15 protein-coding genes are annotated in these 16572 nt (G+C 71.9%); 14 read left to right on the top strand and 1 reads right to left on the bottom strand.

Translation table 11 applies throughout. From position 1 onward, the window contains the following. The first annotated feature begins 389 nt into the window (after positions 1-389). The 14 genes from KVT44_RS28160 (at position 390) to hypE (ending at position 15630) form a co-directional block, all read left to right on the top strand. The gene (locus tag KVT44_RS28160) at positions 390-2201 is read left to right on the top strand and encodes an enoyl-CoA hydratase-related protein (protein ID WP_217569588.1); all 1812 of its coding nucleotides are present in this window, start codon (positions 390-392) and stop codon (positions 2199-2201) included. Positions 2202-2250: 49 nt separating this feature from the next. Further along, entirely contained in the window at positions 2251-3339 is a 1089-nt protein-coding gene (locus KVT44_RS28165; RefSeq protein WP_190170991.1) for a hydrogenase expression protein HypE, read from the top strand. 83 nt (positions 3340-3422) lie between these two features. Then, complete coding sequence (locus KVT44_RS28170) at positions 3423-5207, top strand: nickel-dependent hydrogenase large subunit (RefSeq protein ID WP_099919165.1); 1785 nt, start codon at positions 3423-3425, stop codon at positions 5205-5207. After that, a complete protein-coding gene (locus tag KVT44_RS28175) occupies positions 5204-5815 on the top strand; it encodes a hypothetical protein (protein WP_217569590.1) in 612 nt (203 codons plus the stop codon). The genes KVT44_RS28170 and KVT44_RS28175 overlap by 4 nt, the downstream gene beginning before the upstream one ends. Then, positions 5812-6468 carry a DUF5947 family protein gene (locus tag KVT44_RS28180; protein WP_217569592.1) on the top strand — a complete coding sequence of 219 codons (657 nt, stop codon included), beginning with the start codon at positions 5812-5814 and terminating at the stop codon, positions 6466-6468. The genes KVT44_RS28175 and KVT44_RS28180 overlap by 4 nt, the downstream gene beginning before the upstream one ends. Next, complete coding sequence (locus KVT44_RS28185; protein ID WP_217569594.1) at positions 6465-7163, top strand: DUF6084 family protein; 699 nt, start codon at positions 6465-6467, stop codon at positions 7161-7163. Before KVT44_RS28180 ends, KVT44_RS28185 begins: the two co-directional genes overlap by 4 nt. Further along, a complete protein-coding gene (locus KVT44_RS28190) occupies positions 7160-8608 on the top strand; it encodes a hypothetical protein (protein WP_217569597.1) in 1449 nt (482 codons plus the stop codon). Before KVT44_RS28185 ends, KVT44_RS28190 begins: the two co-directional genes overlap by 4 nt. Then, complete coding sequence (locus KVT44_RS28195) at positions 8605-9165, top strand: hydrogenase maturation protease (protein ID WP_217569599.1); 561 nt, start codon at positions 8605-8607, stop codon at positions 9163-9165. The genes KVT44_RS28190 and KVT44_RS28195 overlap by 4 nt, the downstream gene beginning before the upstream one ends. Before the next feature lie 287 nt (positions 9166-9452). After that, positions 9453-9848, top strand: a complete 396-nt coding sequence (hypA, locus tag KVT44_RS28200) for a hydrogenase maturation nickel metallochaperone HypA (protein WP_217569601.1) — start codon at positions 9453-9455, stop codon at positions 9846-9848. 3 nt (positions 9849-9851) lie between these two features. Continuing rightward, positions 9852-10622: a hydrogenase nickel incorporation protein HypB gene (gene hypB, locus KVT44_RS28205; RefSeq protein ID WP_217569603.1), complete on the top strand. Its 771-nt coding sequence runs from the start codon at positions 9852-9854 to the stop codon at positions 10620-10622. Further along, complete coding sequence (hypF, locus tag KVT44_RS28210) at positions 10619-13099, top strand: carbamoyltransferase HypF (RefSeq protein ID WP_217569605.1); 2481 nt, start codon at positions 10619-10621, stop codon at positions 13097-13099. The genes hypB and hypF overlap by 4 nt, the downstream gene beginning before the upstream one ends. A gap of 20 nt (positions 13100-13119) precedes the next feature. Then, complete coding sequence (locus tag KVT44_RS28215; protein ID WP_054232499.1) at positions 13120-13428, top strand: HypC/HybG/HupF family hydrogenase formation chaperone; 309 nt, start codon at positions 13120-13122, stop codon at positions 13426-13428. After that, positions 13425-14549, top strand: a complete 1125-nt coding sequence (hypD, locus tag KVT44_RS28220) for a hydrogenase formation protein HypD (protein ID WP_099919156.1) — start codon at positions 13425-13427, stop codon at positions 14547-14549. The genes KVT44_RS28215 and hypD overlap by 4 nt, the downstream gene beginning before the upstream one ends. Beyond that, a complete protein-coding gene (hypE, locus tag KVT44_RS28225; protein WP_302832110.1) occupies positions 14542-15630 on the top strand; it encodes a hydrogenase expression/formation protein HypE in 1089 nt (362 codons plus the stop codon). The genes hypD and hypE overlap by 8 nt, the downstream gene beginning before the upstream one ends. 127 nt (positions 15631-15757) lie before the next feature. Here hypE and KVT44_RS28230 read toward each other — a convergent pair whose 3' ends face one another. Next, positions 15758-16552, bottom strand: coding sequence for a hypothetical protein (locus KVT44_RS28230; RefSeq protein WP_217569607.1), 795 nt, complete (start codon positions 16550-16552; stop codon positions 15758-15760). Positions 16553-16572: the final 20 nt, after the last annotated feature.

The raw sequence follows: 16572 nt of genomic DNA on the forward strand, positions 1-16572 counted from the left end.
GCTGCCGGCCGACTTCGACGAGGCGACGTACCGCACTTGGGGCCTGTCCGGCGGATCATGCCGGAGACGCGGGGTCTGGCACGCCCTCCCCCAAGCTCTTCGAGCAGGGGGGACCCCCATCGCGTCGACGCCCTCCTCCGCCTTGCAGCTGGACGCACCAGACCCCGCTCACCTGCGCTTATGAGGCGCCGCTACTTCCCTCCGACCTGATCCGCCGGACAGGCCCCAGGGCCGGTCGTTCGGATCAGGACCGGGCCGCCGGGTGGCGGGTAGGCGTCCGCTTTCGGGTGACCCCTCAGCCTGTCGTCGGGGCCCGGCGGTTCGGCGTGTCCGAGCATCGCAGTCGACCGGGGCGTCGCCGCCCGCACCGTCCGCCGCCGGAGCCCGCCGTGCACATCCTGCTCGTGGCCAGCGCCTTCAACAGCCTCACCCAGCGCGTCCACGTCGAACTGCGCGACCACGGGCACACGGTCGCGGTGGAACTCGCGCTGCCCGAGCGCCCGTTGGCCGAGGCCGTCCGACGGCACGCGCCGGACCTCGTGCTCGCGCCGATGCTGAAGACGGCGATCCCCCGCGAGGTGTGGGCCGCGTACCCGTGCTTCATCGTCCACCCGGGGCCCTTCGGGGACCGGGGGCCGTCCTCGCTGGACTGGGCGATCCAGCGGGGCGCCGACCGATGGGGGGTGACGGTCCTTCAGGCCGTCGAGGAGATGGACGCCGGGGACGTGTGGGCGACCGTCGACTGCGTGGTCCCGCCGGTGGGCAAGAGCGACCTGTACCGGGGCGAGATCGCCGACGCCGCGCTCACGGCCGTCCTGCTCGCCGTGGAACGCTTCGCCTCCGGGACCCACACCCCACGCCCACAGGGCCCGGCCCACGCCGAGTACACCCCGGTGCGCATCCGCCCGTACCTCGACCAGAGCGTCCGGCGGATCGACTGGGACGCCGACTCCACGGAGACCGTCCTGCGCAAGCTGCGCGCGGCGGACTCGCAGCCCGGCGTGCTGGACGTGCTGTGCGGCGCCGAGTGGTACCTGCACGGCGGCCACCCCGAGGGCGGCCTGCGCGGTGCCCCGGGGGAGTTGCTGGCCACCCGGGCGGGCGCGATCTGCCGGGCCACGACGGACGGCGCCGTGTGGATCCCCGAGCTGCGGCGCAGGCGCGCTCCGGGACAGCCGCCCACGTACAAACTGCCCGCCGCACAGGCCCTCGGCGACCGCCTGCCGTCCCTGCCGGAGCTCGCCGCACCGGACTGCGCGGACCCGCGCCCGCGCACCTGGACGGACATCGGGTACCGGGAGGAGGGGAGCGTCGGAGTCCTCTCGTTCTCGTTCCCCGGCGGCGCGATGAGCACCACGCAGTGCCGACGCCTGCTCGACGCCTACCGGCAGGCGTGCGCGCGGCCCACCTCGGTGCTGGTGCTGGGCGGGCAGCGGGACTTCTTCTCCAACGGAATCCACCTCAACGTCATCGAGGCCGCCGAGGACCCCGCCGCCGAGTCCTGGGCCAACATCAACGCCATCGACGACCTCGTCGAGGCGGTCCTGACCACCACGGACCGGCTCGTGGTCTCCGCCGTCGCGGGCAACGCCGCGGCGGGCGGAATGATGCTCGCCCTCGCCGCCGACGAGGTCTGGTGCCGCGCGGGCGCCGTACTCAACCCGCACTACCGGCTCATGGGTCTGTATGGCTCGGAGTACTGGACGTACACACTGCCGCGCCGTGTGGGTGCGGCGACGGCCGACCGGCTGCTGGGCGAGGCCCTGCCGATGAGCGCGGCGAGCGCCCGCGACCTCGGGCTCGTCGACCGGGTGGTCGACTGCGGCCCCGGGGACTTCGCCGCGGAGGTCGGCCGCCTCGCGGCCCGGCTGGCGGCGCTGCCGGGATCACCGTCCCGGATCGCCGCGAAGAAGGCCGAACTGGAACGTCAGGAGTGCGGCGAGCCCCTGGCCGCCTTCAGGGAGCGGGAGCTGACCAGGATGCGCCGCACCTTCGACGACCCGGACGCCCCTTACCACGCACTGCGCCGCGCGTTCGTCCACAAGCGACGACCGCAGTCCACCCCGCCGCACCTCGGCCTCATGGCGACCACGGCCACGAGGACGGCGGCGGGAGCGGACCGGTCCACGCGGGCGCGTGTCACTGGAACGGCCCTGGATGACCTCTCGCGTCGGCCGGATGGCTGGTACGAAGAGAGCTGATGGTCGAAATATAAGCTTTTGTCCCTCACCTCCCCGAGGAGGCGGTCCCATGACAGCGGCGACACCCAGTACGGCCGGCGCGACGAACGCCGGTGGTGCGCCCGCCGACGAGACGCCCACGATCCACATCCTCTGGATCAACGCCGGGCTGAGCTGCGACGGCGACTCCGTCGCGCTGACGGCGGCCATGCAGCCGAGCATCGAACAGATCGCGCTCAGCGATCTGCCGGGTCTGCCCAAGATCGCCGTCCACTGGCCCCTCATCGACTTCGAATGCGGTCCGGTCGGCGGCGCGGACACGTTCATCGAGTGGTTCTTCAAGGGGGAGCGGGGCGAGATCGATCCGTTCGTGCTGGTCGTCGAGGGATCCGTCCCCAACGAGTCGATCAAGCCCGAGGGCTACTGGTGCGGCTTCGGCGACAACCCCGAGACCGGCCAGCCGATGACGACCAGCGAGTGGATCGACCGGCTCGCGCCCAAGGCGCTCGCCGTCGTCGCCATCGGCACCTGTGCCACGTACGGCGGCATCCACGCCATGGCGGGCAACCCGACCGGCGCGATGGGCGTGCCCGACTACCTCGGCTGGGACTGGAAGTCGCACGCGGGCATCCCCATCGTGTGCGTCCCCGGCTGCCCCATCCAGCCCGACAACTTCGCCGAGACGCTGACGTACCTGCTCTACCAGGCGGCCGGCTCCGCCCCGATGATCCCGCTCGACGACAAGCTGCGCCCGTCCTGGCTGTTCGGCGCCACCGTGCACGAGGGCTGCGACCGCGCGGGCTACTACGAGCAGGGTGAGTTCGCGACGACCTACGACTCGCCCAAGTGCTTGGTGAAGCTCGGTTGTTGGGGCCCGGTCGTCAAGTGCAACGTGCCCAAGCGTGGCTGGATGAACGGCATCGGCGGCTGTCCGAACGTCGGCGGTATCTGCATCGCCTGCACGATGCCCGGGTTCCCCGACAAGTTCATGCCGTTCATGGACGAACCTCCGGGCGCGAAGTTGTCCTCCAAGGCCAGCGGCGCCTACGGCGCGGTGGTCCGCAGGCTCAGGTCGCTCACGATCAACACCGTGGACAAGGAGCCGAAGTGGCGCCACACGGGAGACAAGATCACCACCGGATACCGGCCGCCGTGGTGAACCCCCGCCCCACCTGAGACGCAGCTCCACCACCCCGTCTACACCCTCCCGGACCACCCGCGAAGAAGGGCACGACACACACGATGGCACCGAAGACGAAGGCGGCCGGCGACGGTAGCGGCCTGATGGAGATGGCCTGGGACCCGATCACGAGGATCGTGGGCAGCCTGGGGATCCACACGAAGATCGACTTCAAGCAGAAGCGGGTCGCGGAGTGCTACAGCACCTCGTCCGTCTTCCGCGGCTACAGCGTCTTCATGCGCGGCAAGGACCCCCGCGACGCGCACTTCATCACCAGCCGCATCTGCGGCATCTGCGGCGACAACCACGCCACCTGTTCCGTCTACACGCAGAACATGGCGTACGGCGTGAAGCCCCCGCACCTCGGTGAGTGGATCATCAACCTCGGCGAGTCCGCGGAGTACATGTTCGACCACAACATCTTCCAGGAGAACCTGGTCGGGGTCGACTACTGCGAGAAGATGGTCAAGGAGACCAACCCGGGCGTCCTCGAACTCGCCGAGCGCACCGAGGCGCCGCACGCCGCCGAGCACGGCTACCGCACGATCGCCGACATCATGCGGTCCCTCAACCCCCTCGAAGGCGAGTTCTACCGCGAGGCGCTCCAGGTGAGCCGCTACACCCGGGAGATGTTCTGCCTCATGGAGGGCCGCCATGTGCACCCCTCCACGCTCTACCCGGGCGGCGTCGGCACCATCGCCTCGGTCCAGCTCTTCACGGACTACCTCAGCCGTCTGATGCGCTACGTGGAGTTCATGAAGCGGGTCGTCCCCCTCCACGACGACCTGTTCGACTTCTTCTACGAGGCCCTGCCCGGGTACGAGGAAGTGGGACGCCGACGGGTGCTGCTCGGCTGCTGGGGCGCGCTCAACGACCCCGAGTACTGTGACTTCACCTACGCCAACATGACGGACTGGGGCCGGCGGATGTTCGTCACCCCCGGCGTGATCGTCGACGGCAAGCTCGTCACCAACGACCTCACCAAGATCAACCTCGGTATCCGCATCCTGCTGGGCAGTTCGTACTACGAGGACTGGGAGGGCCAGGAGCAGTTCGTCACCCACGACCCGCTCGGCAACCCGGTCGACCCGCGCCACCCGTGGAACCAGCACACCATCCCCGCCCCGCAGAAGCGGAACTTCGACGACAAGTACAGCTGGGTCATGTCGCCCCGCTGGTTCGACGGCAAGGACCACCTCGCCCTCGACACCGGCGGCGGCCCCATCGCCCGCCTGTGGTCCACCGCCCTGTCCGGCCTCGTCGACACGGGCTATGTGAAGGCGACCGGCCACAGCGTGGTCATCAACCTGCCGCGCACCATGACCAAGCCCGAGACCACCTTCGAGTGGAAGATCCCGCGCTGGAGCAACGCGCTGGAACGCAACCGCGCGCGCACCTACTTCCAGGCCTACACCGCCGCCGTCGCCCTGCACTTCGCGGAGAAGGCGCTGGAGGAGGTCCGCGCCGGACGCACCCAGACCTGGGAGAAGTTCGAGGTGCCCGACGAGAGCATCGGCGTCGGCTTCACCGAGGCGGTCCGCGGTGTGCTCTCCCACCACATGGTGATCCGCGACGGCAAGATCGCCAACTACCACCCGTACCCGCCGACCCCGTGGAACGCCAGCACCCGGGACACCTACGGCACGCCCGGCCCGTACGAGGACGCCGTGCAGAACACGCCCATCTTCGAGGAGAACTCCCCGGAGAACTTCAAGGGCATCGACATCATGCGTGCCGTCCGCAGCTTCGACCCCTGTCTGCCGTGCGGCGTGCACATGTACGTCGGTGGCGGCAAGACCGTCCAGAAGATGCACATGCCCACCGGCCTGAGCGGACTGGGCGGATGAGCGCGGGCACGACCATCGACACGACCAAGGCGGCACCGGCGGTCGACGCGGTGCGCACCGGGCAGCGGATCGAGGACGTACTCGACCGGCTCGCCACCACCGGTGACCCGGCCGCCCGCGCGGCGGCCGAGGAACTCGTCCAGGCCCTCATGGACTTCTACGGTGCGGGCCTGGCCCGCATGCTCCACCTGCTGTCCACGCCCGTGGGCCGCAGAACCCCCGGTGATCCCCTGGCGGCCCTGCTCGGCGACGAACTGGTCGCGAGCCTCCTCGTCCTGCACGACCTGCACCCCGAGGACCGGACGACCCGCATCACCCGCGCGCTCGACAGCGTCCGCGACCACGAACTGGACGTCGTGGACTTCGACGAGGAGACGGGCACCCTGCGGCTGCGGGCGGCCGGAGGCGGCGGATGCGGCTGCGCGGCGAGCGGTACGACAGCCCAGCAGGCGGCCGAGGACGCGCTGGCCTGCTTCGCGCCGGAGGTCACGGCGGTCGAGGTACAGGCCGCCGGCCGCTCGGGGGAGCCCACGCTGCTCCAGATCGGCACCGGCCCCGGGACCCGCGCCGCCACCACTGCCGCCCCGGCTCCCGCGAAGGCCCCATGAACGCGCCCCTGGCTCCCCGACCGGCCACGCGCGACTCCGGGCTGCGTAGGTTCCTGACCGGACGTGAACCCCGGCCGGAGCGGTGCGGACTGTGCGCGGTGGCGGTGGACGAGGCGCGCCACCGTCACCTGGTGGACATCGAGCAGCGGGCCATCGTCTGCGCCTGTACGCCCTGCGCCCTGCTGATGGAACAACCGGGCGCCGCACGCGGCCGATTCCGCGCGGTTCCGGACCGCTTTCTCACCGACCCGGACCACCACCTCGACGAGGGTGCCTGGGAGGCGCTGCAGATCCCGGTCGGCGTCGCCTTCTTCTTCCGCAACGCCGCGCTCGACCGGCTGGTGGCCCTCTATCCGAGCCCGGCCGGGGCCACCGAGAGCGAGCTCGATCCGGCGACGTGGAGCGCCGTCCTCGGCGACAGCCGCCTCGCCGAACTGCTCGAACCCGATGTGGAGGCGCTGCTGCTGCGCCGCCACGAGGGCCGCTGCGAGTGCTATCTCGTGCCCGTCGACATCTGCTACGAACTGGTCGGCCGGATGCGCCTGTTGTGGCAGGGCTTCGACGGCGGCGCCGAGGCCCGCGCCGCCCTCGACACCTTCTTCGAACACGTCGGGAGACGCGCCCGCCCCGTACGCGAGGAGGGCTCGGCGTGACGGAGTTCGCCTTCACCTGTACCGGCGTGCGCGCGGACCGGTTCGCCGCCGGACCGACCCTGGTCTTCCGGCTGCGCATCACCGCGACCGGAGACGAACCGGTCCACGCCATGGCGCTGCGCTGCCAGATCCGCATCGAGCCCGCCAAGCGCGGCTACGAGACCGCGGAGGCCGAGGGGCTCGCCGACCTCTTCGGCGAGCGCTCGCGCTGGGGCAGCACCCTCCAGCCGGTGCAGTTCGCCCAGGTCTCCGTCATGGTCCCCGCCTTCACCGGGGAGACCGAGACGGACCTCGTCGTGCCGTGCACCTACGACATGGACATCGCCGCGACCCGCTACTTCGACGCCCTGACCACCGGTGAGGTGCCGCTGCTGATGCTGTTCTCCGGCACGGCGTTCACCGGAGCGGGCGGCTTCCGCGTCGAACCCGTCCCGTGGGACCGGGAGGCGGTCTTCCGGATGCCGGTGGCCACCTGGCGGGAGATGGTCGAACAGCACTTCCCCGGCTGCGGCTGGATCCGGCTGCCCCGCGACACGATGGACGCCCTGCTCGCCTTCCGCTCCCGACGGGCCCTGCCCTCCTGGGAGGCGACCGTGCGGGCCCTGCTCGACGAGAGCGGCGGAGCGGCTCCCGCACCACCCCGAAGATTCAGTCTCACCGGCATCACCAGCACCACCGGAAGGACCGCTCCGTGAGCGTGACCACGTTCGCCCCGGAGACCGAGGCCCGCCTCGCCGTCGCCCGGCAGGTGGCCGACGCCGTCCTCTTCGAGGGCTATGTGCTCTACCCGTACCGTGCCTCCGCGGCCAAGAACCGGCTGCGCTGGCAGTTCGGCGTGCTCGTCCCGCCCGCCTGGGGCGCCGACTGCGAGGAGCACGAATTCCAGCACACCGAATGCCTGATGGAACCCAAGGCGGACGCCATCCTCGCGGTCGAGCTGCGTTTCCTGCGCGCCCGGCGCCGCACGGTCCAGCAGGCGCGCCCGGACGGCGGCTTCGAGACGGTTCCCGAACTCCGGCTCGGCGACCGGACGCTGGTCCCCTGGGACGAGGGAACGGAGGAGCGCGTCGAGGCGGTCGTGCCCGTCGACGAACTCCTGGGCGACGGAGTGAGGGTCCCCTTCGACCGCCCCGCGGGCGAGGACACCGAGCCCGTCCTCGACGAGAGCGGGCACGTCGTCGGCCGGATGGTCCGCCGCTACGAGGAGACGAGCGGCGTACTCCGGTTGTCCGCGAGCGAACTCGACGGGCCCTACCGCGTGCTGCGGCTGACCGCGATCGTCGAGAACGCCAGCACCTGGACACCCCCGGACGGCACCGCGGCCGGCCGGGACGCGGCCCTCCCGCGCTCCCTGGTCGCCACCCACCTCCTCATGGCGCTCGGCGCGGGGTCGTTCCTGTCGATGACGGATCCCCCCGAGTGGGCGAAGGGCGCGGTCGCGTCCTGCCGCAATCTGCACACCTGGCCGGTCCTCGCCGGCGAACCCGGGCGCGCGGACGTGGTGCTGTCCTCGCCGATCATCCTGGAGGACCACCCGGCGATCGCCCCGGAGAGCCCCGGGGCCTTGTACGACGCCACCGAGATCGACGAGATCCTCGCCCTGCGCACCGCCGCGCTCACCGACGAGGAGAAGCGCGAGGCCCGGGGCACCGACGACCGGGCGGCCGCCGTGATCGACCTGGCGGACACCATGCCGCCCGAGGTCCTGGAGCGCCTGCACGGGGCGGTGCGCAGTCTGCGCGAGGTGACCGGAGCGGGCGACGGCACGAGAACGGCGTCCGCTCCGGCCGCGGACGGCTTCCCCGACGAGTTCGGCGTGCCGCGTCCCGACACCCCGTGGTGGGACCCGGCGAGCGACGCCGGCTTCGACCCGGGGCAGGACCGGATCGTCGTCGACGGCCGTTCGCTTGGCGCGGGAAGCAGGGTGCTGCTGCGGCCCGGGCTGCGCCGCACCGACGCACAGGACCTGTTCCTGGCGGGCCGTACGGCGAAGGTCGAGGCCGTGCTGCACGACGTGGACGGCGGAGTGCACCTGGCGGTGACGGTCGAGGACGATCCGGGCGCCGACATCCGCCGCGAACAGGGCCGCTTCCTCTACTTCCAGCCCGACGAGGTCGAACCACTGGAGGACGAGGCATGAGCCTGGCCCCGGACCCACCCCGTCAGGAGAGCGGCAAGGTCCTCGTCGCCGGGATCGGGAACATCTTCCTCGGGGACGACGGCTTCGGCGTGGAAACCGTGCGCGCGCTCACCGGGCGGCAACTGCCCCCGCACGTCGAGGCCGTGGACATCGGCGTACGGGGCGTGCACCTCGCGTACCAGGTCCTCGACGGCTACGACACCCTGATCCTGGTGGACGCCACCGCGCGCGGCGAGCGCCCCGGCACCCTGTACGTCATCGAACACGACAGCGCCGACGCGGGCGAGCCGCATGGCGTCCCGCTCGACGGCCACCGGATGACCCCCGACACGGTGCTCGCACTGCTGGGGACCCTCTGCGCCGGAACCGGCGGGCAGCCGCCGCGCCGCACGCTGGTCGTGGGATGCGAACCCGCCTCCGTCGAGGAGGGCATCGGGCTCAGCCCGCCGGTGTCGGCCGCCGTGCCGGAGGCCGTCCGGCTGATCGAAGAGTTGCTGCGGGCCGACGAACCGGGAGAGTCCGCGCCGCGGGCCACGGTCGGCGAAGCCGCGAAGTGAGGAGAGAAGCCATGATCAAGACCCTCGTCGGCGGCGCGCTGGCCGCCGCTTTCGCCGCCGTTCTCGTGCAGATCCTGCCCGACCTCAGACGCTACCTGCGGATCCGGAGCATGTGAGCCGACACCGCCCGCTCGTACGCCCTCTGCCGTTCTCCGCCGCGCTGCGCCGTGTCGTTGCGGCGAACGGCGTACGCGGCCGGCCGGCGACGGCGTGCCGGTCCGCCGCCCTCGGACGCCTCCCCTCTAATGAGGGGCGGCGGACGCCCTGCCCGAGACGGAGACCGATCGATGCACGAGATGTCCCTCGCGATGGCGGTGATCGGCCAGGTGGAAGAGGCGGCGCAGCGGGCCGGTGACGTCACGGTCGTGCGCTCGGTGCGGCTTCAGGTGGGCGAGTTGGCCGGTGTCGTACCCGACGCCCTCTCCTTCTGCTTCGAACTGGCCTGCGCCGGAACCGTGCTGGAAGGCGCCGAACTGGTCACCGAAGCCGTGCCGGGACGGGCCCGCTGCGCACCCTGCGCGCACGAATGGGCCGTCGGCATGCCGCCCACGCTGACCTGCCCGCGGTGCGGCGGAGCCACCACGGAGCTACTGGCGGGCCGGGAACTCCAGATCCTCAGCGTGCAGTGGGAGGACGGCCCGACGCACGCACACCCCCGCGAACCGATCTCCGAGGAGCGCTGAACCATGTGCCGTGTGGTCGACCTGCAGCAAGCCGTCCTGGCCAAGAACGACGAGACCGCGCACACCCTGCGCGCCGGCCTCGCGGCCCGCGGGACCACGGTCGTCAACCTGCTCTCCAGCCCCGGCAGCGGCAAGACCGCCCTGCTGGAAAGGGAACTGGGACTCGCGCGCGAGCGGTCCGTGCCGGTCGCGGCGCTCACCGCCGACCTCGCCACCGAGAACGACGCGGAGCGGCTGGCCCGCTCGGGCGTCCCGGTCAAGCAGGTCCTCACGGACGGGCTGTGCCACCTGGAGGCCGGGATGCTCGGCCGCCACCTGGAGGGCTGGCTGCCCGACGACACCCGGCTGCTGTTCGTCGAGAACGTCGGCAACCTCGTCTGTCCGGCCTCCTACGACCTCGGGGAGACCCTGAGAGTGGTGCTCGCCTCCGTGACCGAGGGCGAGGACAAGCCGCTCAAGTACCCCACCGCCTTCGGCCTCGCCCACCTGGTGGTGGTCACCAAGACCGACATCGCCGAGGCCGTCGAGTTCGACGAGGCGGCGTTCCTCGCGAACGTCGAGCGGGTCAACCCCGGAGTGGACGTGCTGCTGACCTCGGCCCGCCGGGACCGGGGCGTCGGCGCCCTGCTCGACCGGGCCCTGGCGGCCGCGGACGGCGTCCCGCTCCATGAGCCCGTCATGGCACGCCGACCCGACGGCGCCTCACACACTCACCAACATCACGGCCACGAGCACCCGCACGGCACCGGCGCCATGGCGCACTCCCACTCGTGAGCGGTCCGCCCTCCCCGGCCGCCGTCGCCGACGGGACACCGCTGCGCCGACGGGTCACCGTACGGGGTGTGGTGCAGGGCGTCGGCTTCCGCCCGTACGTCTACACCCTCGCCACCGGCCTCGAACTGTCCGGCCATGTCACCAACACCCCCGAGGGCGTCATCGCGGAGGTCGAGGGCGCCCCCTCGGCCGTCGCCCGGTTCTGCGACCGTATCGCCGTCCAGGCACCGCCGCTGGCCCGCGTGGACTCCGTGCACCACGACGACGTACCCCTCACCGGTGACGCCGCGTTCACCATCCTCGCCTCCCGCACGGGCGGCCCGGCGGGCACCCTGATCCCGCCGGACACGGCCACCTGCGCCGACTGCCTGCGCGAACTCGCCGACCCCGCCGACCGGCGCCACCGCCACCCCTTCATCAACTGCACGCACTGCGGCCCCCGGTTCACCATCGTCACCGGCCTGCCCTACGACCGCTCCCACACCACCATGGCCGGCTTCCCGATGTGCTCCGACTGCGCCCACGAGTACGCCGATCCGGCCGACCGCCGCTTCCACGCGCAACCCGTCGCCTGCCCGGCCTGCGGCCCCCGACTGCGGCTGCTCGTCCCCCGACCGGGCGTGAGCGGCCCTCCGGAGCCCGTCGCCGGAGCGGACCCGGTCGCCGAGGCCCGCCGGCTCCTGGCGGACGGCGCGATCCTCGCGGTCAAGGGCCTCGGCGGCTACCACCTGGCCTGCGACGCCACGAACCCCGAAGCCGTCGCCCTGCTGCGCCGCCGCAAGGCCCGAGGGGACAAACCCTTCGCCGTCATGGCCCGGAGCCTCGACGACCTCTGGCACCTCGTACGGATCTGCGCCGAGGAGCGGAGCCTGCTCGACGGCGCCACCCGGCCCATCGTGCTGCTGCGCCGCCGTAGGGAGGTACCCGTGGCGGGGGCACCACGGCCCGCCGACTCCGTCGCGCCCGGCAGCCCCGACCTCGGCGTCATGCTGCCGTACACCCCCCTGCACCACCTGCTGTTCGGACTGCCCGGCGACCCCGAGGGACCCCCGCTGCTCGTCATGACCAGCGGCAACGTGTCCGGTGAGCCGATCGTCACCGACGACGGGGAGGCGCTGCAGCGGCTGGCGCGGCTGGCCGACGGCTGGCTCACCCACGACCGGCCGATCCATGTGCCGTGCGACGACTCCGTGGTGCGCGTGTGCGACGGCGTGGTGTTGCCGCTGCGCCGCGCCCGCGGCTACGCGCCCCTGCCGCTGACCCTGCCGGTCCCGGTGCGCCCGGCCCTCGCCGTCGGCGGGGACCTCAAGAACGTGCTCTGCCTCGGCGAGGGCCGCCGGGCCTGGCTGTCCGCCCACATCGGCGACATGGACGACCTCGCCACCCAGCACGCCTTCGAACGCGCCGTGGCCCAACTGGAGTCCATCACCCCCGTACGCCCCGAACTGCTCGCGGCCGACCGGCACCCCGCATACCGTTCGGCGCGCTGGGCCGACCGGAACGCGTCGGGCCGGCCCGTCGTACGCGTCCAGCACCACCACGCCCATGTCGCCGCCGCGATGGCCGAACACGGGCTGGACGGCGGCCGGCCGGTGATCGGGGTCGCCTTCGACGGCACGGGCTACGGGGACGACGGGGCGGTCTGGGGCGGGGAGATCCTGCTCGCCGACTACGACGGCTTCACCCGGTTCGGGCACCTCGCCTATGTGCCGCTGCCCGGCGGTGACGCGGCGGTGCGACGACCGTACCGGATGGCGCTCGCGCATCTGCGCGCGGCGGGGATCGACTGGTCGGACGAGCTGGCCTGTGTGAGCGCCTGTCCGCCCGACGAACGGCGTGTGCTGGAGCGGCAGTTGGAGCGCGACCTGAACTGTGTCCCCACCTCCAGCATGGGCCGCCTCTTCGACGCCGTGTCCTCCCTCGCGGGCGTCTGCCACGAGTCCGGCTACGAGGCCCAGGCGGCGATGGAGCTGGAGGCCGCAGCGCTGGAGGCGCCCGCCGGGGACCCCGTCGCGTATGCGTTCGCCCTACGACCGGCAGGGCTGACCGACCGTGCGTCACCGGCGGCCACCGGCCCGGGGCCGGACGGCGGCGTCCGCCCCGCGCAGGGTTCACGCGGCGGTGTGGATGAGGGCCCCGTCCTCGCGGATCCCGCACCCGTGCTCGCGGCGATCGTCGAGGACCTGCGGTCGGGGGCCGGACCGGCGGTCGTCGCGGCGCGCTTCCATCGGGCCGTCGCCGGTCTCGTGCACCGCGTCTGTGTGCTGGCGCGTGAACGGCACGCGGTGGAGACGGTGGCCCTGACCGGTGGGGTGTTCGCCAACTCGCTGCTGTCCTCCGCCTGCGCGGCGGCCCTGGGCGCGGACGGTTTCACGGTCCTGCGCCACCGCCTGGTCCCGCCGGGCGACGGCGGTCTGGCCCTCGGGCAGATCGTGGTGGCCGCGCGCGCCGAGGACCGTACCCGAGCCAACGACTGACCAACAGCGAGGAGAGGCTCATGTGCCTGGCGGTACCCGGCAGAGTGCTGGACATCGAGGAACGGGACGGCACCCGGATGGCCAACGTCGACTTCGGCGGTGTGGTCAAGGAGGTGTGCCTGGAGTACCTGCCCGACCTCCAGGTCGGCGAGTACGCCATCGTGCACGTCGGATTCGCCCTGCAGCGCCTCGACGAGGAGTCGGCGAAGCAGACGCTCGAACTGTTCGCCACCCTCGGCCTGCTGCAGGAGGAGTTCGGCGACCCGTGGGAGATGGCCGCGGAGGCGGGCGAGGCCCTGCCGTCCGCGGGAGAGGAGGCGCGGAAGTGAAGTACATCGACGAGTTCCAGGACCCCGACCTGGCACGTCGGCTGCTCGACGACATCCACTCCACGGTGACCAGGCCATGGGCGCTGATGGAGGTCTGCGGCGGACAGACGCACACCATCATCCGCCACGGCATCGACCAACTCCTTCCGGACCAGGTCGAGTTGATCCACGGGCCGGGGTGTCCCGTGTGTGTGACCCCGTTGGAGGTCATCGACAAGGCGCTGGAGATCGCCTCCCGGCCCGGAGTGATCTTCTGTTCCTTCGGCGACATGCTCCGGGTGCCCGGCACGGGACGGGACCTGTTCCAGGTGCGGGGCGCGGGCGGCGACGTACGGGTCGTGTACTCGCCGCTCGACGCCCTGCGGATCGCCCAGCAGAACCCCGACCGCGAGGTCGTCTTCTTCGGCATCGGCTTCGAGACGACCGCGCCGCCCAACGCGATGACGGTGTATCAGGCCCGCAAGCTCGGAATTCCGAACTTCAGCCTGCTGGTGTCCCACGTCCGCGTACCGCCCGCCATCGAGGCGATCATGCAGTCACCGACCTGCCGCGTCCAGGGCTTCCTGGCGGCCGGGCACGTGTGCAGCGTGATGGGGGTGGGGGAGTACCCGGAACTGGCGGAGCGCTTCCGGGTACCGATCGTCGTGACCGGATTCGAACCCCTGGACATCCTCGAAGGCGTACGCCGGACCGTGGCGCAGCTGGAGCGCGGCGAACACACCGTCGACAACGCCTACCCCCGTGCCGTCCGTCCGGAAGGGAACCCGGCGGCGCGGGCCATGCTGGAGGATGTCTTCGAGGTCACCGACCGGGCCTGGCGCGGCATCGGGGTGATCCCCGACAGCGGCTGGCGGCTGTCCCCGAAGTACCGGGAGTACGACGCCGAGTACCGTTTCTCGGTCGACGGCATCCAGACCCGCGAACCGGCCGCCTGCCGCAGCGGCGAGGTCCTGCAGGGCCTGCTCAAGCCGCACGAGTGCGAGGCGTTCGGCACGCTCTGCACCCCCCGCACCCCGCTCGGCGCCACCATGGTCTCCAGCGAGGGCGCCTGCGCCGCGTACTACCTCTACCGGCGCCTGGACCTCACCCCCGCGCCCCGGGAGGCGACCCCCGTTGTCTGAGACCACCGGCACCACCGAACTCCGTACGCCCGTACTCGACCCCGCCGCCTGGACCTGCCCGGCCCCGTTGCGCGACCAGCCGCGGATCGTCATGGGTCACGGGGGAGGCGGAGCCCTGTCCGCCGAACTCGTCCAGCACGTCTTCGCGCCCGCGTTCGGCGGTGACGTGCTCGCCCAGCTGGGCGACGCCGCGGCACTGTCGCTGGGCGGTGTCCGGATGGCCTTCTCCACCGACTCCTTCGTGGTGCGGCCACTGTTCTTCCCCGGCGGCAGCATCGGTGACCTCGCCGTCAACGGCACCGTCAACGACCTCGCCATGAGCGGCGCCCGGGCCGCCTACCTCTCCTGCGGCTTCATCCTGGAGGAGGGCGTCGAGATGGAGACCGTCGCCCGCGTGGCCGAGGCACTCGGCACGGCGGCGCGGACCGCGGGCGTCGAGGTCGCGACCGGCGACACCAAGGTGGTGGAGGCCGGTCACGGCGACGGGATCTTCATCAACACGGCCGGTATCGGGCTCATCCCGGCGGGTGTCGACCTGCGCCCGCAGCGGGTCGTGCCCGGCGATGTCGTGATGGTCAGCGGTGCGATCGGCGTGCACGGCGTGGCGATCATGAGTGTGCGTGAGGGCCTGGAGTTCGGGGTGGAGATCGAGAGCGACTGTGCGGCGCTCGGCGGTCTGGTCGACGCCATGCTCGCCGTCACCCCGGATCTGCATGTGCTGCGCGATCCCACCCGGGGTGGGCTGGCCGCAGCCCTGAACGAGATCGCGTCGGCCTCGGGCACCGGCGTCGTCATCCGGGAGCGTGACGTCCCGGTCCCGCCGGCCGTCGCCAACGCCTGCGCCGTGCTGGGTCTCGACCCGATGTACGTGGCCAACGAGGGCAAGCTGGTGGCGTTCGTGCCCCGCGAGCACGCCGACGCCGTCCTGGACGCCATGCGGGCGCACCCGCTGGGCACGGAGTCCAGGATCATCGGCGAGGTCGTGGACGCCCATCCGGGCATGGTGGTGGCCCGCACCGGGCTGGGCGGCACCCGGGTGGTCGACCTGCCGATCGGGGAACAGCTGCCGAGGATCTGCTGAGGCGTGGCGGGACGGCGGCGGCGCGGGCGTCAGGTGGTGAACCCCACGTGGACGACCGCGCGCCCGTCGGTCCGCGGTCGTCCACCACTTCGAGCGCGGCCTCGGAGGCACCCGCACGGTCGGTGTCCTACGCGAGGCGCTCGGTGTCCCCGACGTCGTTGCGGGACACGGCCAGGTAGCCGACGAAGCCGATGATGGCGACGGTCCAGGACAGGGTGACCGGTCCCAGTCCGAGGTCGAGGCCGCCGCGGGCGTGGCTCAGGGCCATCCAGTCGGCGACCGAGGCGCCGAGCGGGCGGGTGATGACGTACGCGGTCCAGAAGGCGGCCACCGCGTTGAGGGCGCCCCCCTTGTGCATGACGGCAGGGACGGCGATGGCGACGGCGTACAGCACGGCCGAGCCGAGGTAGCCGAGGCCGACCGTGGCGGAGAGGTCACCGGCGGCGGTGCCGAGCGCGAAGGTGGCCAGCACGGTGGCCCAGTAGAAGAGCTCGCGGCGGCGGGTGTGGATGCTGTGGATGGAGAGGGTCTTCTCGCTGGCGTACCAGACGGCGAACACGGCTGCCAGCGCGACCATGAAGAAGGGGGTGGAGATCGTGTACGGGACGCCCAGGCCGACGTGCAGGACGTCGGCGGCCATGGTGCCGAACACGCTGACCATCACGATCGCCGTCCAGTAGATCCAGGCGACGTAGCGACGGGCCTTGAGCTGGACGCACAGCGCCACCACGAGGGCCAGGCCGCCGAGGCCGACGGCGGGGATCGGCCCGAGCTTCTTGGCGAGGAGGTCCGAGGCGGTCTCACCCATGCCGGTGGTCAGCACTTTGATCACCCAGAAGTAGAGGGTGACTTCCGGAACCTTGCTCGCCAGATGGGTGGGGCCGGCGGCGCGACGACGGCGGGTGAGGTGCTCTGTGCTCATGCTCGCACGATGACATGGAG

It is taken from the genome of Streptomyces sp. GbtcB7 (assembly GCF_019091445.1).
GTDB lineage: Bacteria > Actinomycetota > Actinomycetes > Streptomycetales > Streptomycetaceae > Streptomyces > Streptomyces mirabilis.

Bases quoted from the DNA above. Each gene is read 5' to 3' on its own strand.
- KVT44_RS28215 (WP_054232499.1), top strand. From the start codon at position 13,120: ATGTGCCTGGCGGTACCCGGCAGAGTGCTGGACATCGAGGAACGGGAC.
- KVT44_RS28180 (WP_217569592.1), top strand. From the start codon at position 5,812: ATGAACGCGCCCCTGGCTCCCCGACCGGCCACGCGCGACTCCGGGCTG.
- KVT44_RS28170 (WP_099919165.1), top strand. From the start codon at position 3,423: ATGGCACCGAAGACGAAGGCGGCCGGCGACGGTAGCGGCCTGATGGAG.
- KVT44_RS28175 (WP_217569590.1), top strand. From the start codon at position 5,204: ATGAGCGCGGGCACGACCATCGACACGACCAAGGCGGCACCGGCGGTC.
- KVT44_RS28195 (WP_217569599.1), top strand. From the start codon at position 8,605: ATGAGCCTGGCCCCGGACCCACCCCGTCAGGAGAGCGGCAAGGTCCTC.
- hypA (WP_217569601.1), top strand. From the start codon at position 9,453: ATGCACGAGATGTCCCTCGCGATGGCGGTGATCGGCCAGGTGGAAGAG.
- KVT44_RS28165 (WP_190170991.1), top strand. From the start codon at position 2,251: ATGACAGCGGCGACACCCAGTACGGCCGGCGCGACGAACGCCGGTGGT.
- hypB (WP_217569603.1), top strand. From the start codon at position 9,852: ATGTGCCGTGTGGTCGACCTGCAGCAAGCCGTCCTGGCCAAGAACGAC.
- KVT44_RS28230 (WP_217569607.1), bottom strand. From the start codon at position 16,552: ATGAGCACAGAGCACCTCACCCGCCGTCGTCGCGCCGCCGGCCCCACC.